The organism is Brevundimonas sp. FV1ye28 (assembly GCF_058681135.1).
The window spans coordinates 1,179,946-1,201,423 of sequence record NZ_CM178731.1 but is presented as its reverse complement, the minus strand read 5'-3'; the positions used below and the strand labels follow the sequence as shown (position 1 = coordinate 1,201,423).

Below are 21,478 nucleotides of genomic sequence, written 5' to 3'. Positions count from 1 at the left end.
CCTCATTGTGATCCGTCAGGCTGGGGCGTCCGACAGGACGGCGGGCGAGCGGCCGTGAAGCGGACGCCGAGGGGAGGGCGGGCAGCACCGGAGGCCTACGGGGCGAGGGTGTTGACGGTCTAGGGCAGGATAGGCTTTGCGCCGGCAATGTCTGACAGACCCGCTTTCCGATGGACCGCCTCACCCTCCGCCTCTCGCCCGATCTGATCCGCCGGTTCGACGCCGCGGCGGTCGGTCAGGGTGGACGGTCGCGACTCCTGCGACGGCTCATGGAAAGCGCGGCCCAAGCGCCCCTGACGACGCCGGAGGAAGGGCCGACCACGGCCAGGTCGGGCAAGCTGACCCTGCGTCTGGGCGAAGCCGACTTGCGCCTCCTGGAGGTCGAGGCGGCTGCGAGGGGCCTGTCGCGAACCCAGTGGAGCGTGGCGCTCATCCGTCGCCGCCTGCATGATCGGCCGCAGTTCAGCCGACCCGAGGCTCTGGCGCTGATCGAAGTGCGGCGCGAGCTCAGGCGGATCGGCGTTAACGTCAACCAGATCGCCCGCGCGCTCAACACCGCCGTGATGGAGGGCGCGGTGCTGGATGTGGAGGTCAAGCAACTAGGGGCGTTCCAGACTGAGATCGCGGCCTGGGTCGATGCGATCGGCGAGGCCTTCGATGGCAACCTGGCCTACTGGGGCTCGGCGACATGACGGATTTTCGGGCATCGCGCGGGTTCGAGGAGGCGCTGCGTCCGCCCGTCGATATCCGGCGCGCCCGGATCACGACCGCAGTGCTGCGGCCGCCTCGCCTCGGCGGCGAAGATCCGGCCGCCCGGTTCACGCGGGTGGCGCGCCGCGCGCCGGAGGTGATGGTGAAAATCACCGGCCGAACCCGGGACGGCGCGCATCTGAAGGCTCACCTCGAGTACATCAGCCGCAACGGCGCCCTGGCGCTGGAAGGGCCGGACGGGGAACGTCTGGAAGGACGTGGGCAGGTGCGGGACCTGGCGCACGACTGGGCTGAGGAGTTTGCGCTCGAACCGGGACGCAGACGGGACGCCTCGATCACCCTGTCGATCGTGTTGAGCATGCCGGCCGGAACCGACGCTGTCCGTCTTCATGACGCGGCGCGGGCCTTTGCGGCCGAGACGTTCGGCGAAAGTTATCCCTATGTCTTCGCCCTACACGACGAGGGACGACACCCGCATGTCCATCTGGCGGTGCGAAGGCTCGGGCGGGACGGCGAGCGTCTGAACCCGCGCAAGGCGGACCTGCAGGCCTGGCGGGAAGGGTTCGCCCACGCCCTTCGGGATCGGTTCATCGATGCCGAAGCGACGCCTCGCCGCACGCGCGGCGTGACCCACAAGGCCGAACGCATCCCGGTACGCAAAATGCGGGAGCGGTTCGTAGCGGGGGAAGGCCCGTTACCCGAGGTGCTCGCCGGCGCCTATCGGGCGGTGCTCGCAGGGGGCGGACGCGAAGCGCCCTGGCTGGACGCCATCCGAACGCGAGAGTTGGCCGTCCGGCGCGCCTTGGTCGCCGAGGCCCTGCGTCTGTCGCGATCGGAGCGGCCCGGAGATCGCGCCCTTGCCGCGCTGGTGGAGCGGTTCGTGCGGGAACGACCGACGCCAATGACCCGGGATCAGGCGTTGCGGCAGAGAGGGGAGACGCAGCGCGACCCCGCCCGGACCCGTGAGCGATAGGCGTTGGCCCTCGTCGGCGTAGCCCACGTCGAATTTGCGAAGTGTCAGAAAGACCGCGCGCCGAGGAGATACGTAGGCCCCAAGCGGCGGCTGCTGCTTGGGTGGAGGGCGAGATTTGCCCAATGCTCGAGCGGGCATGGCCGCGGACGCCCTCTCATTCCACGCGGCAGAGGCAATACATGAACTGTTGGGCCGCCCCCCAAGGCGTCTCGTGCAACTCCGTGACGCTATCCAACAAGCGAAACCTCGGTCCGAACTCGCCGTGCAGGTTCTCGGGGTCGTAGCGAACGACTTCCAGTCCGCTGCACTTCTCCGGACCATCTGGCCCAAAGGTCGCGACAATGACGTGACCGCCAAGCTTAACCGAGCGGGTGACCTGACGCACGTATGCGGCTCTGTCGTCCGCACTCGTCAGGAAATGGAACACGGCCCGATCATGCCAAACATCGTAACGAGCCGCTTCCAACTCCACCGCGGTGATGTCGCCGATGATCCAGTGAACCGAAGCAGCAGACGACCCCAGTCGGCGTTTCGCCACCTCAATCGCGGCCGGAGAGATGTCCAGCACGGTCACGTCACCGTAGCCGCGGGCGACCAGATCATCAACCAAGGTCGCTTCTCCGCCACCGACATCAACGATCGCGTCGCCGCTGTTCGACGTGGCGCGTTCGATGAGTTTCAGTGAAACCTCCAGGTGAGGCCGATACCAGCTTACTTCATCTACCGCTTTCGTCTGATAGACGCCGTCCCAATGGGCCCTGGTGGTCATCGCCGCTGCTCCCAAACCTGATCTGGAAGCTGGGGCTCCGGCTGGGTGAATGCCAGAGGGGCACGTCCGAATGTCTGCGGTCGGTGAGAGCCGACTGGCACGATCGGCGACGTTGTTCTTCGGCGTTTGCAGCCGTTACCGCTGCCGGTCGCGCCCGCGCGCCGGTTCGCGCTCCATCGGGCGGGTTCGGCCCGCGCGCGCCCAGGCGGCCTCGAGCAGGCGCGTCTGGATCGCAGCATCGGGGACCAGGCGCGCCACCACGACGGCTGCCCGCGCCAAACGCTCAGCGAGCGCGTTCTGCGCCTTCGAGGGTTCAGCGTCTCGCCGGGGCGATGGACGATCGAGGCCGGCGGCCTGCCGATCGCGCTCGCGCGGTCGATGGCCCCGCACCTCCATCCCCAGGGCCCTAGCCTGGATCCAGACCTCGCGCCGGAAGGCCGGATCGCCGGACACCCGAACCTGGTCCCAGCCGCGATGGCGGGCGATCTTGAGCATGTCGATGACGGCGTCGGGATAGGCCTGGTTGGAGACGAGCGAGCCGCCGCGGTCGCGGAACATCGGCTCGGCCGCGCGATGATCGCGAAAGAAGCGTTCCGGCCGGCCGCGCAGGTCGCGCTCGACCAGATAGCGGTCCAGCACCGCCTCGGGCACGTCGCCCTTGGTGGTGGAGCGGCGCGACCCGGCAGGGCCCGGCGCGGGGCCGAGGCGGTTGGACGGCGGGGCTGTGTCAGGCGTCTTCACGCTTCGCGCTCCAGCACGGCCGTATCGACGACCCGATCCAGCCAGGCGCCGACGGCGTCTTCATCCGCCCCGGCCTCAGGCGGCGGCAGGCCTTCGGCGGCGAAGGCGCGCGCGATGACGTCGAAATCCATGGGATCCTCCTCCACGACGGGGGGCGATGCCGGCGCGGCGACCGGCGCCAGATCGGGGGCGGGCCGCAGTCGACTCTGGAAAGCGCGCTCCCGGAAATAGGCGATCTTCCGGCCCCGGACCGGGGGCAGGCCGGCCTTGAGCACGATCAGGGCCGTCTGCGGCAGTTGCATCAGCTCCTGAGGCAGCATCAGCGCCCGGCGCTGGTCGGAGACCGTCGTGCTGCGCCGACCCGGGCTGAGCCCGGTCGGCCGACTGCGGCTGCGGCCTTCGGTCGTATAGGCGCCGAGCCGATCGCTGAGCTCCTGGGCGATCTTGAGCTCCTTGGGCGCGAAGACGATCTCGACCCCGCAGTTGGTCATGACCTCCTCGGCGACGTCCGGACCATAGATCGCCCTCAGCTGCGAGGGGCTTTGAAGCACCGCCAGCAGCCGCAGGCCGTAGCCGGCGACCCAGGCGAAGGCATGGGCCAGGACCGGCGCCGGCCCGAGACGGGCGAATTCGTCGAGGACGATCAGGGCGGGACGGTCGGCGGGACCGGGCAGGGCGCGGCTGTTCAGATCCACCAGCTGCTGAAAGAGCAGGGCGTAGAGCGGCTGGATCCGCAGCATGTTGTCCGGCGTGGCGCCCAGATAGAGGGAGAGCCGGCCGCCGCGCAGGTCGCGCAGGTCGAAGTCCGACGCGGCGGTGGCGGCGTCGACCCGCGGGTTGAGCCACAGCCCCATCCGGGTGGTGATCGACTGGCGCACGGAGGCGAAGGTGTTCTCGCTGGCGCTGGTGAAGTCGGTGAGCGCGGCCACGACCGGTCCGGGGAGGGGGCGACCCTCCTGTTCCCGGGCCGCGAGGATCCGGGGCAGCCGCGCGCGGGCGTCGCCGGCGGTGAGCTGGCGGAAGATCTCGCCGAGGGTGAAGGGGCGTTCGGCGGTGGCCGCGACGTAGCCGCCGACGCCGATAAAGCCGGTTCGCGACGCCTCGGCCCAGAAGGGATCGGCGCGTTCGTGGACCGGGAAGAGCATCGCCGCCATGCGCTGAAGCTCGTCGAGCACCGCGATGGGGTCGGTGCGATCGACATGGCCCAGCGGGTTGAAGCGCGCCGTGCGACCGTCCCGCGCCAGGGGGTCGAACAGATGCACGGTCTGGCCGGCCTCGGCGCGATAGCCGGCCGTGGCGAGGAAGTTCTCGCGCTTGATGTCCAGCACGACCACGGAGTCCGGCCAGGCCAGGAGGTTGGGAATGACCACGCCGACGCCCTTGCCGGTGCGGGTGGGGGCGTAGAGCATGACGTGCTCTGGATCGTCGGCGATGAGGAAGCCGCCGTCCCCCCGACCCAGGACGATGCCGCGGTGCGCCCGCAGCCCCGCGCGCCGCTGTTCCGACCCCGAGGCCCAGCGGGCGGCGCCGTGCAGGGGGCGGCGCCGGGCAAGCAGGACGGCCGCGACGAGGACCGCGCCGACCAAGGCTGAAACCGAGACGCCGACGGTCAGCCAGCGGCGCACCTCGGGGTCCTGGCGGTAGTACCAAAGCCAGGCCGGGACCCGGGCCGGGTCGATGGCGTCTGAGAACTGGCCCAGACCGACCAGGGCGATGAGGATTGCGAAGACGGCCAGGAGGCTCAAGGCGGCCAGGCCGCCGAGGGCGACCGCCGCCGCCCTAGCCCCCGGGCTGGCGCTTGCGAACCGGGTCATGCCAGACCTCCGTCACGCGGAAGCGCCCGTCGACCTTCTTCATCTGGATGACGACGTCGACGAGCAGATGCAGCAGGGCGCGGATGTCCTCGCGCGGCAAGTCGCGTCCGCCTTCGGATTCCCGCACCAGCAGGGTGAGCTGCTCGAAGGCCAGGGCGGCGGAATCCGCATGCACCGTGGTGATCGACCCGGGATGGCCCGAGTTGACGTTGCGCAGATAGAAGAAGGCCGTGCCGTCGCGGAGTTCCTGCAGGAGGATGCGGTCCGGCCGCATGCGCAGGGCGCTTTCCAGAAGCTGCTTCGGTCCGATCCTGGCCAACCCCTGACCGTCCTTGGAATAGACCAGATGGACGACGTTGCGGTGCGGCACGACGAACTCGCGGGTGTCCTCGATGGTCAGCAGGCGCTCGTGGTCCGGGATGAGTTCGATCAGCCCCTTGGCCAGGGTCGTCTTGCCCGAGCCGGTCGCGCCGGAGATCAGGATGTTGCGCCGGGCGGTGACCGCCAGCGTGAGGAAGGCCGGCCAGTCGCCGTCCTGCCGCAGACGGATCAGTTCGGCGTCGACGAGGTCCGTGGCGTCCGCCTGGGCGTCGGCGACCTGGTCGAACAGGCCGGCCGCCGCGAACTCCATCAGGCCGAGACGGCGCCGCGACGGCTTTCTCAGGGTCAGGGAGAGCCCGCCGTCCGCCGCCACCGGGGGCAGGACGATCTGGCAGCGCACGTCGCCGGGCAGGGTGGTCGAGCAGATCGGCTGTTCGGGGCCGACGTCCTGACGGGTATAGGCCGCGGCCGCCACCGCTAGGGTGCGCAGCCAGGCCTCGGTCAGTTCGGGCGCCTCCGTCCAGCGCCAGGCCCCGTCCGCCTCGACCCCGACCTCGCCGGGCCGATTGATGACGACCTCGGTCACCGCCGCCGGCTCGAGGAAGGGACGGAGCGGCGCGAGGTAGTGATCCAGGACCGACGTGTCGTCCATCACCGGGGCCGCAGCTGATAGACCCCGGCGAAATCCAGGTCCTGGGCCACGAAGATCGACACCTCGGCCCCCTGACCCTTGCGAAGCGTCGGCGGGATGTCGACCGAGCCCTGCAGGGCCACGCCCGCAGCGTCGGATGGCAGACGCGCCGTGGCGGAGCCGCCGTCACCCTGGCCCACGGCGGCGTAGACGCTGTCGTCGACGATGGAGAGCAACAGGGCGCCGCCGAACCGGTCCCAGAAATGGGTGTCGACGACGCCGTCGAACCCCGACCGGCCCAGGGCGTCGGCGGCCGGCGAGGCCAGGGTGACGGCGACCCCGGTCGGCGTCACCGCCCGGGTCCAGAGGACGAACAGCCGACGCCGGCCCTGTTGAAGGCCGCCGCGATACTCGCCCAGAACCCGGGTGCCGCGCTCCATCAGGACCACGGCGCCGTTGTCGGACCAGACGTCACGCGGCAGGACGCAGGTCACATAGCCGGGCGTGGTGCTGTCCAGGGCCGTCTGCAGGACACAGGGCACGTTGGTCCCCGCCGTGACCAGCAGGTTGCGGTCCGGCAGGCGGCCGGCGCGCGTCTGGCCCACGGGCGTGAGCTGACGCAACTGATCGAGCGACGTCGGTTCGCCTGGAGGCGTCGGCGTCGTCAAGATGGGCGGCGTCCCCGGCTGGCCGCCCCCCGCCCGGCTATAGGCGAGCACGGGCGCGCGCCGGGCGCTTTCGGCCAGGGCGCGCCGCTGTTCCGCCGGACTGGTGCCGGATCGGGGTGTCGCGCCATCCCGGGGCGCGGCTTCGAGTGGCGGGATGGCCTCTTCGCCGGTCAGGGTCGGCGCGTCGGGATCGACGACGGCGTCGCTCAGCAAGGGCGGCGCCTCGCGACGGGCGGGCTCGAACGGCGTCGTCTGCCGGGCGGGCTCATCGCGACGGGCCGGTTCGGCGTCGCTGGCGTCGCCGCGATCCCAGCTGGCGATCAGGAAGACGCCGCATCCGACGGCCAGGGCGGCCAGGGTGATAATCTTGCCCTGCCGACCGCCGAGGCGTCCGGCGATCGGCGAGACGCCGCGATCGGTAGGCGCGGAGGGCGGGCGAGGCGCGTCGGCCGGCGGCGTTGGGTCGGGCGCGCTCATGACCGGCCTCCGAGCGGCGCGCGATCGACGACCGGCGAGGCCGTTCCGGTTCCCACGCCGACTCCGCGGCGGTCATAGGCGTCGTTGAACAGGCACAGGACCGACTGGCCCCGCCTCAGCCGCAGACCCCGCGTCACGCCGTGGATCACCACGAACTCGCCGCGGACGTCGTAGGGGATCAGGCGCTCCGATCCGTCCTCCCCGACCTCGAACACGGCCGGTAGCGCCTGGACGCCGGGGAAGCGCAACACGGTGAATCGGCCGTTGTCGCTGACCTCGCTCGGCTGCAGGGCGGCGTCGCCCTGGGCGGACCAGGCCAGATTGCGGGTCCCCTCGACGACCCCGCGCTCCAGCTCCAGTCCGATGAGGCGTTGCTCCACGGCCTCGGCCTGGAGGGCCAATGCGCGGGCCGCCTGGGCCTGTTCGTCGGCCGGGTAGCGGAACCGGACCTGATAGGCGATCGCCGTCCGGTCGCCGGCCTCGCGGGCGAGCAGCTCGAAGGCGTAGTGCCGGACCGCGCCCTCGCGCTCTGTGACGACCAGAAGATTGGTCGCCTGATGACGTTCCCGAGGCTTGAGGAAGAGCACCGAGCCTTCGGCGGCCACCTCCCAGGCGACGCTGTCGCCGATGGCCGCATGGCGGATGGTCTCCTCCGGCGAGAAGACAATCTGGGTCGCCGTGCGGAACGCCCCGGCGATCCGGTAGACGGCCGACGGATCATAGGTGAGCTCGCGAATACGCGGATCCAGCGGGGCCTGCGCCGCGACCGGAGACGCGAGGGCGAGGGCGGCGACCAGGGGCAGGAGGAAAATGGGGCGTCTCATCGGATGACCTCCGGATCGGCGCGGTAGGACGTCACCTGGAAGCCGAGGGGATTCCTCAGACGATCGGGCTCGGACATCGGCGCGCGGGTGTAGGTGAAGGCGATGGTGGCGATCCAGTCGCTCTCCACGGTCTGCTGGGCCTGGCGGATTGTGCGGTGGAAGCGGACGTTGGCGACGCCGTCGTTGATGAAGCCGATGGCGCGGATCGAGATGATGGCCTCGCCGTCGCGGCCGTAGAGGTTCTGCGGACTGGCGGGATTGGAGCCGCGGAACAGATCGGCCCAGCGCCGCTGTTCGGCCGGCGCCGACAGGATGGAGACGAGCCGGAAGGCGTCCTCGGCGGCCGGATCGAGGTAGCCCTCGCGCTGGCGCACATACTGGCCGAGGAAATATTTGCTGACGGCCTCGTCGTAGCGGACCGGCCCATCTTCGGCCGAGAGGCCGCGCATGACGTCGACCGCGCCGGTCGTCTGGTCTACCCGGATGACGAAGGGCTCGGTGGACTTCAGCGGGGTCAGCATCGCCACCGCGCCGGTCGCGATGACCGCCAGACCCGTGGCCAGGGCGGCGGCCGACCAGGCCAGGCGGCGCGACCGGATCGCCGAGGCCAGTCGGTCCTGATCCCAGCGTCGCGCCTCGGTGAAGTAGCGCTTCAGTTCAGGGGAGGGGACGCCGCTCATGCGCAGCCTCCCGTGTCCGAGGTTACGGCCTCGGGGACCGATGGGGCTTCGGTTTGGGGCGCGAGCACCGATCCATGGGGATTGGCGGGCCGCCGGGCCCAGCCGTCGCAAGTCGGCAACGCCGGATCGCTCCGGTGGGCGCAGGCGCCCAGCAGGATCAGGCCGGCGAGCAGGAGTGAGCGATAGGTCATGTCAGGCGCCTCTCGGTCGAATGGTGCCGCCGCCCCTGGGCGGCTGGCGGCTGGCTTCTTGCGGACCCTGGCTGCGGCCGGAGCCGCTCCCGCCCAGGGCCGCCGCGTTGGCGAAGTCGGCGAGGCCGGCGCTGGCGCCGCCCGCTATGCCGGCGGCGATGGCCGGGGTCTGCAGAAAGAAGATCGCCCCGAGCAGACACAGGGCGATGAAGATCAGCCCGCCGATCATCGGGTCGGACCCCTGGATCGCGCCCCACTGGTCGCGGACGAGCGACAGGACGAGCTGGAAGATGACGATGATCAGGGCGAACAGGACGAGATAGTTCACGGCCTGGCTGAGCCAACCGAAGAAGAAGCGGCGAGTGGCGTCGAACAGGGCGCAGGCGATGAAGATGGGGCCGAGGGTGACGAGCAGGGCCAGGGCCAGCTTGGCCACCAGCACCACGCCGAAGCCGAGGGCCGCGGCCAGGGCGCCGATGATGAAGACGGCCGCCGACACCACCCAGGGGCCGGGATTGAAGGCCGAGCCCTCGCGCGAGATGTCCTCGCCCAGCCAGGCGGCATAGGCGAAGAACTGGTCGAAGGCCGCGCCGACGCTGGGCGTGTCCGCGCCGCTGACGGCCCGGGTCAGGGCGTTGGGCAGGCCGGTGAACAGCGGCTCGGTGACGAAGGTCGAATAGGCGGCCGTGGTCGCCAGCAGATACAGGAAGGCCAGCTTCAGCGACCGGACCGCGAAATCCATCACCGGCTCGCTGATCGCGCCCCTCAGGATGGCGACGCCGTAGAGCACGACGTAGAGGACCAGGGCGATGCGCAGCGGCCCCTCGACCTCGGCGATCACCGACGACAGGCGGTCGCCGAGGAAAACGTTGAGCCGTTCGTCGATGAAGTCGTAGCTGGGCTCGAAGACGCGAAAGCTCATCGTCGGACTCCTCAGAAGGCCCGCTCATAGGCGCGCATCCGCGCCTCGCGGCGCGCCTCGGCAAGCCCCCGCCGCGCCGCCTCGCATTCGCCATCGACCTCGCGTCCGGCGTCGCAGGCCGCCACGATCGCCTCGGCCGCATCGGGATCGGCGGCGAAGTCTTCAGCGGTCCGGTCGGCCGCCCCGCAGCCGACGAGGCCGAGAGCGACGAGCAGCGCGGACCGTTTCACCGGAACGCCCTTTGATAGACGTCCATGCGGGCTGCCCGGGCGGCCTCGGCCCGTTCCCGGGCGCGCTGCTCCTCAAGGCGCGCCTCGGCCGCCTGGGTCAGGGCAAGACCCTGCAGCCGGACCTGCTCGTTCTGGATCAGGGCCTGTTCGGCCGCGAGGCGGGCTTCGAGGTCCATGACGGCGCGGGCGTTGGGCGCGGTGTCGAGGGCGGAACGGAGCGTCTCCAGACCCTGCAGGCGCCGGTCCGCCGCGCCGCCGATGGCCTCGCCGATGGCGAGATCCCGTGCGGTCCGCGCGCCGGCCCGTTCGAGGCTGTCGCGATAGTAGGCGTCCGCCGAGCCCGGATCACCCGCCGGCGGCGTGTAGAGCCGCGTGTCGCGGCGGATGGCGTCGGCGCGATCGGCCAGGTCGCCGAGCGCGGACAGGTCGCCGCTGGCCGCCACGCGCAGTGCGCGCATATCGGGCAGCGGGTTGCGCACCGTCGGCAGGCCGAGCTCGCCGGCCAGGGCGTTGACGTCAGACAGATTGTTCAGGCTGTCGAAAAGCTGCTGGCCCTGCTCGACCTGGGTCTGCAGCGCCCTCAGCTGCTCCAGGGTGGTGCGGGCCTCCTCGATCATCTGGGCGAAGGCCCTCGGATCGTGGACAACCTGCTGCGCGTGGACGGCCGGCGCGCAGGCGAGGACGAGGGCGGCGGCCGCCGCGGCGAAGGGGATGCGGGCTCTCACAGGAACCTCCTCTGGTCATGGAAGGGATCGCGCCACAGCGTGTAGTCGTCGCCGACCTCGGCGCGGAGGCGGTCGAGCAGGGCAGTGGTTTCGGTGCGGCCGGACAGGACCGACAGGGCGTCGTCCATGCCGCTCAGGTCCAGTTCGACGACCACGCTGTCGTGGCCCTGCTTGACCAGGAAGCGGCGCGACTCCGGGGTCAGGACCTCGCGCACCAGTCGGAATTCCTCCTGGGTGAGGCCGAAGCCGTCGATGTATTCGCGGGCTTGGCCGTGGCCGTTGGGCAGGAAGATCTTGGTCGCGCACTGTTCGAGGATGGCGTGGGCGATCGGGGAGCGCAGGGCGTCGGCGGGGGACTGGGTGCCGAACACCATCAGGGCGTTCTGCTTGCGCCAGGTCTTCAGTCCGTCCTGGGCCAGTTCCGTGAAGGCCGGGTCGCCCAGCACCTTCCAGAACTCGTCGATGTCGAGGACCAGACGGCGGCCGTCGACCCGTTCGGCGATGCGGTGGAACAGATACAACATCGCTGGCGTGCGGACCTCGTCGTGGTCGAGCACCTGGGTGATGTCGAAGCCGGCGAAGCGGGCCTCCAGGCTGAGGGCGTCCTCATCATTGTCGAGAACCCAGCCGAGGGGACCGCCCCTTTGCCAACGCTCCAGCCGCGCGCCCACGCCGCCGGCGTCGCCCTGGCCGAGGAGGCTGCGCAGGGCGGCGATGGACCGCCGCTCGCGCGGCAGGGCCTCCAGCGCGGCCACGCCCTGATCGATGGCGCGGGCCTGGGGCACCGTCAGGGTTTCGTCCGGCCGGGCGACGAGGGTCCGGACCAGGCGCACGAGGAAGGCGCGGTTGGCGGGACTGGGGGCGAGGGCCTTGAACGGCGCGAAGCCGGTCGGTTCGCCGTTGCGCAGGGCGAGATAGGTCCCGCCGCAGGCGCGCACGAAGATCTCGGCGCCCCGGTCCTTGTCGATGAACAGCTGCTGGGCGTCGAAGCGCTCCAGCTGCGCCAGCATGAAGTTCTGGACCACGGTCTTGCCCGACCCGGACGGCCCGCAGATGAAGGTGTGGCCCAAGTCGCCGACGTGGAAGTTGAACCAGAAGGGCGACCCGGCCGTGGTGCGCAGCACGGCGATGGCGTCGCCCCAGTGGTTGCCGCGCGCCTTGCCCACCGGATGGGCGTGGAAGGGCGCCAGGGCCGCGAAATTGCGCGAGGTGATCGCGGCCGGCCGGGTGCGGCGGGCGAAGGCCCCGGGGAACTGGGACCAGAAGGCCGCTTCCAGGCCGAGATCCTCGCGCGCCACGACGAGGCCGGAGTCCGCGAGGATGGCGCGGGCCTTGGACAGGTGGTCGGCCAATGCGTTCGGAGTGTCGCCGTGGACGAGGATCGAGGCTTGGTGCTCGCCCATGACGAAGCGGTTGCTGACGAGGTCGTCGAGCGCGTCCGACAGGCCGGTGATCTGCGAGGCCGCGCGGTCCCGCGCCGAGACCATCTGATTCTGCTTGCGCTCCATCACCGCGCGGGCCGAGGCCTTGGAGAGAAAGGCGAAGGACTGGCTGATCACAAAGCCGAACCGGACGCTCAGCAGCTCGTCCCACAGGCCGGGTCGGGTCGTGGCCGGGTATTCCTTGACGGCCAGGACGCCAGCGTAGCGCGCCTCGGCGGCGTCCCGCAGCTCGAGGGTCTCGCGCCCGAAGATGGCGCGCACGGTGTAGACCGCCGCGCCGAGGTGGCCGAACACGATCGGGACCGACGACCGGCGCCCGGTGAGGACGAGCCGCATGACCTCCATCGGCTCGGAGAACCACAGGCCGCCGCGTTCATAGAGGCCGAGCCGACGCGGCGCATAGCGGCCGAGGTACTGGACCAGGTCCCGCCCGGCCTCCTCGATGCGCTGGATATGGGCCAACTCGACCTCGGCGTCGTTGCGGCGCGCCGCCTTCAGACGTTTGGCGAGCGCCGCAGCGCGGTCGCCGGCGTCCCGACCGGGATGCAGGACGAGGGTGACGAACAGCTCATTGATCCAGAGCCGCCGTCCGGCGACACGGTCGTCGTAGAGGGCGCCGAGCTCACCGGCGAAAGCTGAGCGGAAGCCGGCCGACCGCTCCAGCTCGACCGGGCGTCGCACCACATGGTGCCAGACCGCCAGACGATCGTCGGCGAGATTGCGCCAGGCCTGGTTGAGCTTGACGTGCCAGTCGTTGAGGTCCCGGGCGTCGGCGGTCTCGAAGCTGGCCCCGTCGACCTGAAACACCATCATCAGGGCGCCGCTGTCGAGCGCGACCACATGGTCCGAGACGTGACGGGCGTAGGGCAGGTGCGGCCGGGCGTCGCCCTCGCGCCGCAGCCGCGCCGGAGGAATGCCGCCCTCAGCCACGGGACAGCTCCGCCAGGCGATAGCGGCGAACGAGGGGGAGAGGCGTCGCCGAGCTCCCGCCCCAGAGCGCCGCGTTGCGTGACCGGCCCTTGGTGTCGACATAGACGAAGAGCAGTCGGAAGGCGTTGTGGTCGGCCCGGCAGACCGCCCGGAACACCAGGTGCAGGGCCGGCGCCACGAGGAGGTAGAGCAGGCTGCCGCCGACGAGGAAGACGATGCCCGACACGATGACGTTGACGCCCATCGCCTCCATGGGCACGCCGAGGATCATCGCCGGACGCGTGCAGGCCAGGAACAGCGGATCCTCGGTCAGACGTTCGTCAGCCATTGGGCCCTCCCGCCGACAGGCGCGCCAAGGCCAGGCCGATCGCCAGGCCCGAGCCGAGACCGGCGAGGATCTGGGCGAACCGCTTGGGCGAGATCAGCTTCAGGCCGAGCATCAGACACAGGGCGAGAAAGGCCGACGCCGACCCGATCCACAGCCAGGGCGCGGCGGCGGTCATCAGGCGCCGCCCGTGATCAGATTGACGATCTCGGCCGCGCCGAAGACCACGACGATGCCGAGCACGACGATCGCCGCCCGGCGCAGGTCGAACAGGCCGAACATCCATAGGATGCCTACGATCACCACCGCCAGCACGGCCAGCAGGCGGGCCGTATTGCCGGTGAGCATGTCGACGACGTTCTGCAGCAGGCCTTCGACATTGGCCGAGGCGAGCGCGGGCTGCGCCGAGAGACAGGTCGCCGCCAGCGCGATGCAGGCCGCAGCGCCGGCCTGACGCGGAAAGGACGAAAGGGTCAGGGAACGAAACATCAGTGGCTCCGGTCGACGGAAGTGGAAAAGGCGACCCGCACGGGCCCGCGCGCGAACACGTCCCAGGCCGCAGGCAGGGCGTTCGGGGTCGGCGGTTCGGGAAGGCGCGTGTCGGACGGTTCGAGGACGCTCGCTAGAAGCGGCGCGGCCAGGTCCAAGGCGACCGCCGCCTGCTCGACCCTGGCGACGTAGCCGTTGCGGAATCCCCGCCGGGCGTCGCCGGTGTTGTAGCGGGACAGGGCGACGCGCAGGGCGGACTGTCGATGCGCCGGGGTCTCGCCGACGGGTCGGTAGCCCGCGCGAAGGACCGTCGCCGCGGCCCGCAGGTTGAGGCAGGGATCGAAGGTGTCTTCGACCGTCAGGCCCAGCCAGCCGAGGTTGTCGCTGTTGATCTGGGCCAGCCCGAGATCGAGGTTGGCGCCGCCGCTCAGGAGACGACGAGCCGTCGTCGCGGCCTCCGTCGCATTGCGCGCCCGAGCGGGTCGGGCGCCGTTGCGATTGACGCCGATCGCCAGGGGATCGAACCGGCTTTCGACGTGCGCGATCGCCGCAAGGGTCTGGGGCGCCACCGAAGGCGCGCAGCTTTGCGAGAGGGCGAGGACGAACGCGAGGTCGAGCATGAGGGCCTCCAGGAACCGCCGCCATCCCATCGGATCAGGCCGGCGGCGGCGACCCGCGAGCGCCCCGTGGGAGATCTACGGTAGGAAGCTGCGGGGTTCGTCGGCGCGTCGGGCGGCCACCGCCAGGCAGGCGACGGCCTGGACGCGTGTCCGCACGCCGAGGACGCTGCAGGCCGTCATCAGATGCTCATCGATGGTCCTGGGGGAGAGTCCGAGCCGTTCGCCGATGCCGGATGAGGTCAAGCCCATGGCGGCGAGTTGCAGGCATTCGCGCTGCCGGTCGGTCAGGGCCTCGAGCCCCGGGGTGGATGACGCAGCGGGAAGGGAGGGGTGCGCTTTCATCACCGAATCCAGCCGGGAAATCACGGCCGCGCGCCAGTCCGGGACCTTCCCACCGGGACTCTACGACCGGGGCGGGGCGCCGGCGGGCGGTCTCAGCCGCCGGTGTTGGTCCCGCCGTCCTCCCGATCGGGCGCCAACAGTCTGCTCCGCCGTTGCTCGAGCCAGGCGTCTGCCTCGGTGTCGCGCTTGACGGACTGATCCGCGAGATCCCTGAACATCCTGGTGAAGGTGTTTATGATCGGCCGGGCGTCGAGATCAGCGATGGCGTCCCCGGCTTCCTCGTCGAATTCCTGCAGCGCCACGGCGAGGATGGTCGCCAGTTTGTTGTCGGCGCACCGCAAGGCGAAGGCGGGGGAGCCGAGGGCGAGGGCCGCGAGAATCCCGTGCGGATCGCTGTTCGTCACCTCGGCGAAGCGATGAATGCGTTCGATGTTGATTCGCCCCGCACCGGACTCGAAATGCTCGTAGGACCGAAGCGCCATGTTCATGGCCTGGGCGACGTCGATCGACCGCATGCGCCGGTGAGAGCGGATCAGGCGCAGGCTCGAGGAGAGCACCGCATTCGTCGACTGGGTGTGCCGGGCGTCCATCTCTCGGTTTACTCCCTCGCCGTGGGCATCACGCGTTACGAACTCAGGTTCACCCCTACAGGTTGAAAAATGACTCAGCCATGCGTCAAATGAAAGTCGATAAAGATCAACAGCATGAAAGCTGCGGCTATGACGCAAGTTTCTTGCGGACGACAGTATAGACGCCGTCCCGCAGCCGGGCTTCCCCGGTGTGTCGCGACCGCTGGCCTACAGATCGCCCATGGCCCGTGTGGGAGAGGCCGGTGAGACAGCGCGATCCATTCGGAACGGCGCTCGCCAGCCTGCGAACGGCGATCGAGGATGGGCTGGCGCCCGGCCAGCACTTGTCGGTGGCCGATATCGCCGCATCGCTGAACCTCAGCACCAGCCCGGTCCGTGAAGCCCTGTCCCGGCTTTGCGGCGAGGGATTGATCGAGGAGCATCGTGGTCTCGGCTATTTCACGCGGGCGACGCCTCTGGAAGACATCCTCGGCCTGCTGGATCTCGAGGCCGCGCATATTCGCCTCGCGGCGCGCGGCGCCGGTTACGCCAGTCCGGCCGACGCCTCGGATGAGGCCGTCGATGCCTGGATCAGCGAACTGATCGAGGTTTGTGAAAATCAGCCGCTGCTGGAGAGTCTCGCGCGGGTCCGTCGTCGCCTCGCCCCGCTCAGGAGCCTGACCGCTTCGACAGAGGCGCCGGCCGGTTCGCACGAGGGAGACAGTATCGACGCCTACTACGCCCGTTGGCGGATCACCGCCGGAACAATCGCTTCGCGCGCGCGGCGGATCGATCCCGAACAGTCAAAGTATACGCGCAATATAGTTTGAATCGATTTGCTTTGAGGCGCTGATAGTCCGTCGTCGACCTTTTGTCGACTTTTCAACGAGGAGACGACCATGACCACCCACCGCACCCCGCGCCTCGTGCGCCTCGGCGCCGCCCGCGACCTCACGCGCGCGGTCGACGAAGGCGACTACGCCGAGCTGAACACCTCCAAGCTCTACACGATCCCGCCGGGCGCCTGAGCGCGACGTGCCGTCCTGCGGGGCGGCACGGACGCCCGGTCCGGCCTCGCCCGGTGCGTCCAGATCAGAGGCCGTCATCGAAAAAGGGAGTCTGGCCATGAAGGTCCAGAACAAGAGCCGCATCTTTCGGCTGGGCGGCGCTCGCCGCCTGACGCGCGCCGTCGACGAAGGCGACTTCGCCGAGCTCAACTCGCATTTCCGCTGGGAAATGCCGCCCGAATGAGCGGCCGGGGTCGTCTTTCGGGGCGACCCCGATCGGCTCCCTTTGGAGGAAAAGTTCATGCTGATACGAAAGACTGCATGCCTGCTGATCCTTGGGTCGGCGCGACGGCTGACCCGCGGCAAGGGCGGCGAGTTCGTCGAGCTGCAGGTGACCCACCGCTACGAGCTTGCGCTCGAATGAGCGAGGAAGGGCAACTGGCGCAGGGCGTCCACGCCGTGCCGATCGGAGGCGATCTGATCCTGCTGGATCTGGCGGCGGACGACTATCTGCTTTTCCCGAACTGCGGCGACGTCGCGGTCGATGGCGAACGCCTGCGCGGACCGATGGACGCCCTGCTGGAGCTGGCGTCCGCAGAGCTGCTGCATTCCGGTCCTGCACGCCCCGCCGGCGTCGCGCCGCCCCCGCTTCCCCTGCGCCGCCTGCCCGAGGTTGCCGGTTCCCAGCTGCGCCTGGGAGAGATCGCGACGTTCAGCGCGATCTGGACCGATCGCGCCTGGCGTCGTCCGACGCTGGCCGGGCTGGCGACGGCCTATGCGGACCGAACCGGGCGGCGCGATGACCTGGAGGCGATCTCGGCGCGCGCGGAGACCTTCTTCCAGCTTCTGCCCTTTGCGCCCCGAACCGGAGCATGCCTGTTCCAGGCCGAGCTGTTGTTGCGCTTCCTCAACGCCAAGGGCCTGGACGCCGACTGGGTGTTCGGCGTCCGCGCCTGGCCGTTTCTGGCCCATTGTTGGCTGCAGGTCGATGACGTCTGCGTCAGCCAGTCCGCGGAAACGCTCAGCCATTTCCATCCCATTCTGGTGATCTGAGGATGGGCGCCGACTCCTTCGTGGCGCTCATGGGCGACACGGCCGCCGCGCTCGAGGCGCTCGCGGCCCCGATGCGCCGACGGCTCGCCGGCGCTGGATGGTCGCGCCGGGTCTCGCACCCTTTCGTTGAGGTTTATGCGCCGTCAGACCGCCTTGCGGTCACAGCGGGGCTGGACGGCCATGGCGTCCTGATCGGCGAGATGTTCGACAACACGGGTCGGGCGGCCTCGGCCTCGGAGCGTGGGACCTTGGCCTGCCGGCCCCTGGATGCCGCTTCCGCCCGGCGGTTGGTGGCGGAGCATTGGGGCCGCTACGTACTGATCCGACGCACCCGGGGCGACGCTGCGATCCTGCGCGATCCGTCCGGTGCGATCGAGGCTGTCTGCTGGCACAGGTCCGGCGTCACCCTCGTCGCCTCAAGCGCGGCCCCCGTTCTCGACGCCCTGCTGCCCGAGGATCTGGCGTTGAACTGGGAGGCCGTGGCCCGGCTGGTCGGTCGCGGCGGCGAGTATCGTCACGATCTCGCCCTGGACGGACTGACGCCCATCGCGGCCGGAGAACTCCGCACGCTCGGCGCAGGCGACTCTCACGGCGTGCAGGTGTGGCGGCCGGCGGACGTCTATCGTCGCGGGCGCGGCCGCCCGCCCGAACTTCGGTCGGCCGTGCAGACGGCGGTGCGCAGTCTGGCCGGTGATCGCACATGGATCGCCGAGGTCAGCGGCGGCCTCGACTCGGCGATCGTCGCGGCATCCCTTGAGACCTCGCAGCGGGATCGCGTCTCGGCCTGGGTGAACCACTACGTCGAACAACCCGAAGGCGACGAGCGGGCGTATGCGAGGGCGGTGGTGGCGCCCCAGGGGCATGTGCTGACCGAAGTGCGGCGCGAAGGGCTGAGCCTGTCGGCCGAGCGTCTGGCGCGCACGGCGGACGCGTTCCGGCCCGCCACCAACGACATCGATACGGACTACAACGACGATATCGCCGCCCGCATTCGGGAGGGTGGGGCCTGGGGATCGCTGACGGGACAGGGCGGCGACGCGGTCTTCTTCCAGATGCCGAGCCCGCTGATCGCCTTCGACGAGCTTCAGGAGCGCGGCGTCAGGGCGCGGCCGGCGGCCGTGCACCGGATCGCGCGCTGGACCCGCCGGTCGCTCTGGCCCTCGGCCTGGGTCCGGGCGTTGCAGGAACATCGGCGCAGCCGCGCCGATTGGGATCATCCCTGGCTCGACGACCTGCGCGGCGTTCCGCCCGCCAAGGCGCTGCAGATTTCCATCCTCGCCTTCTGCCAGACCTTCCAGGGGCAGGCGGCGCGGAGCCGGCACGGGGTCTGCGTGAACCCGCTGTTGAGCCAGCCCGTAATGGAGGCAGGCCTGTCCTGGTCGACCGTCGATCTGACCTGGGGTGGCCGGGACCGGGCTGCGGCCAGAAACGCGTTTCGGGACGTCCTGCCTCCGTCGATCTATGCCCGCCGTTCAAAGGGCGAACTCGGCGCCTTCTACGGCGAGGCTGTCGCGAGCCATCTGCCCTTCCTGCGGGACTATCTGCTGGGCGGGGCCCTCGCCCAGGCGGGGTTGCTGAACGACCTGGAGGCGGACCTTTCCCGGGAGGCGCTGCTTTGGCGCGGCGGCTTCTCCCGCCTGCTCACCCTGGCGCTGACGGAGGCCTGGGTTCGACGGTGGACGGCGCGGCTGGAAGCGCGTTCGCGGTGAGATAGCGATCGAACCAGCCGATGACCTGCTCGTAGTAGATGCGGGCATTGCCGGGATTATGAAGGCTGTGGTCCTCGCCGATCAGATGGAGCAGGGCGGCCGGGCGCTGGAGGCGTCTGAGAGCGGCGTACATGCCCTCGGCCTCGCCCGTCGCATGGTCCATTTCGCCCTGCACCAGCAGAACCGCGGCCGTGATCCGGTCGGCCTGTTCAAAGGCGCTGCCGCGTCGGTAGCGCTCCGGATCGGACCAGTAAGACGCGTGCATCCCGACCTGACCGGATTCCAGCCACCGCGCGGTTCCCATGATCGCGGCGTCGTTCTCGCCCGCCAGACGTGCATGGTTCGACAGCCTGCCGACCGATCCGGCCAGGTCATAGGATCCGTTCAGGGCGACGACGGCCTTGAACCGGGGGGATTGGGTCGCGCTCAGCACGACGGCCCAGGCGCCGAAGCTGTGCCCCCAAAGGCCGATCCGGTCGCCATTGACGAGGCCGTCGGCGGCGGCGGCGTCGACCACGGCGAGGATCTTGTCCGCCAAGCCGACGGACGGCTCGGGGCCGACGGGCAAGTCCGGGTAGAGGACGGCGTAGCCGGCGGCGACCAGCAGTTGGCCGTTGAGCGTCAGATTGCCGGCCTCGGGGCGCATCGTTGGCGGCGGCGTCGCATAGAGGCGGTCGGGATAGGGGATGACGATCACCGGAGGCGGGCTTTCGCCGGTAGCGGGGGCATACAGCCACCCAGCGGCGCCGCCGGGACCTTGGACCCGCCGGGCGGCGGTAAGGTCTACATCGTCAAGCTCGGGATTGAGGCTCCAGATCGTCTCGGTCGACGATCCGCGTGTCACGGTGAGGCGATTGACGGCCCGACCCTCGGCGCCACGCGCGACGGCCACACCTTGAGGCCAGCTCACCGCCGCGCCGGACGGACCCGTGACGCAGACGACGGGTCCCGGGTCGGCCGGGGTCCGGCACAGTCGTCCCGTCGGCTCCGACACTACGGCGCTGTCTTGTTTCAAGGGTCCCGCCAAGGCCCGCTGACCGAGCGGCCCATCCGGCCGAACGCCGGAGGCGAGCGCACCCAGGTCTTCGGACACTCCGTCGGAGATCAAGCGGACGACACGTCCGCGACTGGCGAATAGAACTCCACGGCCTCCCTGGGCGATGAGGCGGGCGTCCGGCGCCAAGCCCGCGCGCCTCGCTGCGCGGTCCTCGCCGCTGAGAAACCAACCCTCTTCGCCGCGATGACGGCCGTGCACGGCGATCGTGTCACCGATCCAACCGGCCTCGGCGGTCGGCAATCCGTGGAAGTCGAGCGGGACGACCGGGGTGACGCCCAGCGGAGTGACGTCCCGCGCCGCGCCGGTCGGGCCGACGGCGATCAGGCGAGGACGATCGCCGTCGATCGCGGCGACCAGCAGGGCGTCGGACGCCGGCGACCAGGTCAGCAGGCTTGTGGAGACGTCCCGGGCTTCGGGCGGGTCCCGCGTCTCGCCGGAGCGACTGTCGACCAGCTGCAGGGCGCGAACGCGTCGAAACTCCGTCGCAGCGCCCGGAGAGGGCAGGGGCTGGAGGGCGCCGTCGACGATCAGGGCGATATGGCGACCGTCCGGAGACGCCTCCAGGTCAAGGAAAGGACCACTTGCGAGACGCGTCGCGGCACCGGTCCGGGCGTCGATCCGCCAGAGGTCGCGTTGCGGCCGCTCCGGTTCGGGCCCAAGCCCGACCGAAACGAAGGCCGCCTCCCCATGCGCCGCTCGGTCCCAGAGCGGGGGCAGTTCTCTCTGGGTCCGGTTGGTGTCGGCCAGACGCTGCGGCAACCCGCCGTCGGGCATGCCGAGCGTCACGAAGACGTCCTTGGACAGCCATTCCACGGACCGGCCCCAGGCGCCCGTCTCCGGGGAGATATCGGTCCAGACAGCCGCGCCGCTGTCCAGATCGACGACCCCGATACGGAATTCCAGGGCGCGCAGGCGGAAGACGACGAGCCTGCCGCCATCGGGGGAGAAGGGGCCGACGGTGTAGCCGGCGTCCTCCTCCATCGGCAGAAGCGGCCCGACACGGGTTGGGGTCTCGACATCGGCCCGATAGAGGCGGGCGTAGCGGAGGGCGCCTTCGGGCTGCAGGTCGTAGCGTGGCAGATCGTCCCGCGCGCGCCGTTCCTCGAACACGATCACTTCACCGGACGGATCGACGGCGATCCGCCCGAAGCTCTCAAGCCCGAGCAGGGTGTCGAGGGTTAGGGGCTCAGACGCGCCCGTCGTTGGGCAGCCCAGAGCCAGCGCGGCCAGCGCGCCGGACAGACGTTTGCGCATGGCG

General features: G+C 70.2%; 27 protein-coding genes. 8 read left to right on the top strand and 19 right to left on the bottom strand.

The window, feature by feature from the left end; genetic code table 11:
* Positions 1-170: 170 nt before the first annotated feature.
* Both mobC and ACW171_RS05990 read left to right on the top strand, forming a co-directional pair.
* Positions 171-692, top strand: coding sequence for a plasmid mobilization relaxosome protein MobC (gene mobC / locus ACW171_RS05995; protein WP_492096182.1), 522 nt, complete (start codon positions 171-173; stop codon positions 690-692).
* Positions 689-1,684: a relaxase/mobilization nuclease domain-containing protein gene (locus ACW171_RS05990; protein ID WP_492096181.1), complete on the top strand. Its 996-nt coding sequence runs from the start codon at positions 689-691 to the stop codon at positions 1,682-1,684. Before mobC ends, ACW171_RS05990 begins: the two co-directional genes overlap by 4 nt.
* Before the next feature lie 154 nt (positions 1,685-1,838).
* Here ACW171_RS05990 and ACW171_RS05985 read toward each other — a convergent pair whose 3' ends face one another.
* The 18 genes from ACW171_RS05985 to ACW171_RS05900 all read right to left on the bottom strand — a co-directional run bounded on the left by ACW171_RS05985 (position 1,839) and on the right by ACW171_RS05900 (position 15,415).
* Positions 1,839-2,453 carry a class I SAM-dependent methyltransferase gene (locus ACW171_RS05985; RefSeq protein ID WP_492096180.1) on the bottom strand — a complete coding sequence of 205 codons (615 nt, stop codon included), beginning with the start codon at positions 2,451-2,453 and terminating at the stop codon, positions 1,839-1,841.
* A 135-nt stretch (positions 2,454-2,588) separates the two neighbouring features.
* Positions 2,589-3,194, bottom strand: coding sequence for an LPD7 domain-containing protein (locus ACW171_RS05980; RefSeq protein WP_492096179.1), 606 nt, complete (start codon positions 3,192-3,194; stop codon positions 2,589-2,591).
* Positions 3,191-5,008, bottom strand: coding sequence for a type IV secretory system conjugative DNA transfer family protein (locus tag ACW171_RS05975; protein ID WP_492096178.1), 1,818 nt, complete (start codon positions 5,006-5,008; stop codon positions 3,191-3,193). Before ACW171_RS05975 ends, ACW171_RS05980 begins: the two co-directional genes overlap by 4 nt.
* On the bottom strand, positions 4,974-5,981 hold the full coding sequence (virB11, locus tag ACW171_RS05970) for a P-type DNA transfer ATPase VirB11 (RefSeq protein WP_492096177.1): 1,008 nt from the start codon (positions 5,979-5,981) through the stop codon (positions 4,974-4,976). Before virB11 ends, ACW171_RS05975 begins: the two co-directional genes overlap by 35 nt.
* The gene (gene virB10 / locus ACW171_RS05965; protein ID WP_492096176.1) at positions 5,981-7,105 is read right to left on the bottom strand and encodes a type IV secretion system protein VirB10; all 1,125 of its coding nucleotides are present in this window, start codon (positions 7,103-7,105) and stop codon (positions 5,981-5,983) included. The genes virB11 and virB10 overlap by 1 nt, the downstream gene beginning before the upstream one ends.
* Positions 7,102-7,929, bottom strand: coding sequence for a TrbG/VirB9 family P-type conjugative transfer protein (locus ACW171_RS05960; RefSeq protein ID WP_492096175.1), 828 nt, complete (start codon positions 7,927-7,929; stop codon positions 7,102-7,104). Before ACW171_RS05960 ends, virB10 begins: the two co-directional genes overlap by 4 nt.
* Positions 7,926-8,609 carry a VirB8 family type IV secretion system protein gene (locus ACW171_RS05955; protein ID WP_492096174.1) on the bottom strand — a complete coding sequence of 228 codons (684 nt, stop codon included), beginning with the start codon at positions 8,607-8,609 and terminating at the stop codon, positions 7,926-7,928. Before ACW171_RS05955 ends, ACW171_RS05960 begins: the two co-directional genes overlap by 4 nt.
* The gene (locus ACW171_RS05950) at positions 8,606-8,800 is read right to left on the bottom strand and encodes a hypothetical protein (protein WP_492096173.1); all 195 of its coding nucleotides are present in this window, start codon (positions 8,798-8,800) and stop codon (positions 8,606-8,608) included. The genes ACW171_RS05955 and ACW171_RS05950 overlap by 4 nt, the downstream gene beginning before the upstream one ends.
* A gap of 1 nt (position 8,801) precedes the next feature.
* On the bottom strand, positions 8,802-9,722 hold the full coding sequence (locus ACW171_RS05945; RefSeq protein ID WP_492096172.1) for a TrbL/VirB6 family protein: 921 nt from the start codon (positions 9,720-9,722) through the stop codon (positions 8,802-8,804).
* A gap of 11 nt (positions 9,723-9,733) precedes the next feature.
* Positions 9,734-9,952 (bottom strand): EexN family lipoprotein, encoded by a 219-nt coding sequence (locus tag ACW171_RS05940; protein WP_492096171.1) that lies wholly within the window; start codon positions 9,950-9,952, stop codon positions 9,734-9,736.
* Positions 9,949-10,677: a TrbJ/VirB5 family protein gene (locus ACW171_RS05935; protein WP_492096170.1), complete on the bottom strand. Its 729-nt coding sequence runs from the start codon at positions 10,675-10,677 to the stop codon at positions 9,949-9,951. The genes ACW171_RS05940 and ACW171_RS05935 overlap by 4 nt, the downstream gene beginning before the upstream one ends.
* Positions 10,674-13,049, bottom strand: coding sequence for a VirB4 family type IV secretion/conjugal transfer ATPase (locus ACW171_RS05930; protein ID WP_492096169.1), 2,376 nt, complete (start codon positions 13,047-13,049; stop codon positions 10,674-10,676). Before ACW171_RS05930 ends, ACW171_RS05935 begins: the two co-directional genes overlap by 4 nt.
* On the bottom strand, positions 13,042-13,377 hold the full coding sequence (locus ACW171_RS05925) for a VirB3 family type IV secretion system protein (protein WP_492096168.1): 336 nt from the start codon (positions 13,375-13,377) through the stop codon (positions 13,042-13,044). The genes ACW171_RS05930 and ACW171_RS05925 overlap by 8 nt, the downstream gene beginning before the upstream one ends.
* Positions 13,370-13,552, bottom strand: coding sequence for a hypothetical protein (locus ACW171_RS05920; protein ID WP_492096167.1), 183 nt, complete (start codon positions 13,550-13,552; stop codon positions 13,370-13,372). Before ACW171_RS05920 ends, ACW171_RS05925 begins: the two co-directional genes overlap by 8 nt.
* A complete protein-coding gene (locus tag ACW171_RS05915) occupies positions 13,552-13,863 on the bottom strand; it encodes a TrbC/VirB2 family protein (RefSeq protein WP_492096166.1) in 312 nt (103 codons plus the stop codon). Before ACW171_RS05915 ends, ACW171_RS05920 begins: the two co-directional genes overlap by 1 nt.
* Positions 13,863-14,483 carry a lytic transglycosylase domain-containing protein gene (locus ACW171_RS05910; RefSeq protein ID WP_492096165.1) on the bottom strand — a complete coding sequence of 207 codons (621 nt, stop codon included), beginning with the start codon at positions 14,481-14,483 and terminating at the stop codon, positions 13,863-13,865. Before ACW171_RS05910 ends, ACW171_RS05915 begins: the two co-directional genes overlap by 1 nt.
* 75 nt (positions 14,484-14,558) lie before the next feature.
* Positions 14,559-14,825, bottom strand: coding sequence for a LuxR C-terminal-related transcriptional regulator (locus ACW171_RS05905; protein WP_492096164.1), 267 nt, complete (start codon positions 14,823-14,825; stop codon positions 14,559-14,561).
* A 92-nt stretch (positions 14,826-14,917) separates the two neighbouring features.
* Entirely contained in the window at positions 14,918-15,415 is a 498-nt protein-coding gene (locus ACW171_RS05900) for a helix-turn-helix domain-containing protein (protein ID WP_492096163.1), read from the bottom strand.
* A gap of 242 nt (positions 15,416-15,657) precedes the next feature.
* Between ACW171_RS05900 and ACW171_RS05895 the strand changes: the two genes are divergently transcribed.
* From ACW171_RS05895 to ACW171_RS05870, 6 genes are all read left to right on the top strand, one after another.
* Entirely contained in the window at positions 15,658-16,224 is a 567-nt protein-coding gene (locus ACW171_RS05895; protein WP_492096162.1) for a GntR family transcriptional regulator, read from the top strand.
* A gap of 69 nt (positions 16,225-16,293) precedes the next feature.
* On the top strand, positions 16,294-16,422 hold the full coding sequence (locus ACW171_RS05890; RefSeq protein ID WP_263973019.1) for a hypothetical protein: 129 nt from the start codon (positions 16,294-16,296) through the stop codon (positions 16,420-16,422).
* Between the two features lie 97 nt (positions 16,423-16,519).
* A complete protein-coding gene (locus ACW171_RS05885) occupies positions 16,520-16,645 on the top strand; it encodes a hypothetical protein (protein WP_492096161.1) in 126 nt (41 codons plus the stop codon).
* 57 nt (positions 16,646-16,702) lie between these two features.
* On the top strand, positions 16,703-16,825 hold the full coding sequence (locus ACW171_RS05880; RefSeq protein ID WP_492096160.1) for a hypothetical protein: 123 nt from the start codon (positions 16,703-16,705) through the stop codon (positions 16,823-16,825).
* Positions 16,822-17,454, top strand: coding sequence for a lasso peptide biosynthesis B2 protein (locus ACW171_RS05875; protein ID WP_492096159.1), 633 nt, complete (start codon positions 16,822-16,824; stop codon positions 17,452-17,454). Before ACW171_RS05880 ends, ACW171_RS05875 begins: the two co-directional genes overlap by 4 nt.
* A 2-nt stretch (positions 17,455-17,456) precedes the next feature.
* Positions 17,457-19,163: an asparagine synthase-related protein gene (locus tag ACW171_RS05870; protein ID WP_492096158.1), complete on the top strand. Its 1,707-nt coding sequence runs from the start codon at positions 17,457-17,459 to the stop codon at positions 19,161-19,163.
* Here ACW171_RS05870 and ACW171_RS05865 read toward each other — a convergent pair.
* Positions 19,096-21,474: a S9 family peptidase gene (locus ACW171_RS05865; RefSeq protein ID WP_492096157.1), complete on the bottom strand. Its 2,379-nt coding sequence runs from the start codon at positions 21,472-21,474 to the stop codon at positions 19,096-19,098. The two genes, ACW171_RS05870 and ACW171_RS05865, sit on opposite strands and share 68 nt — an antisense overlap.
* Positions 21,475-21,478 lie beyond the last annotated feature (4 nt).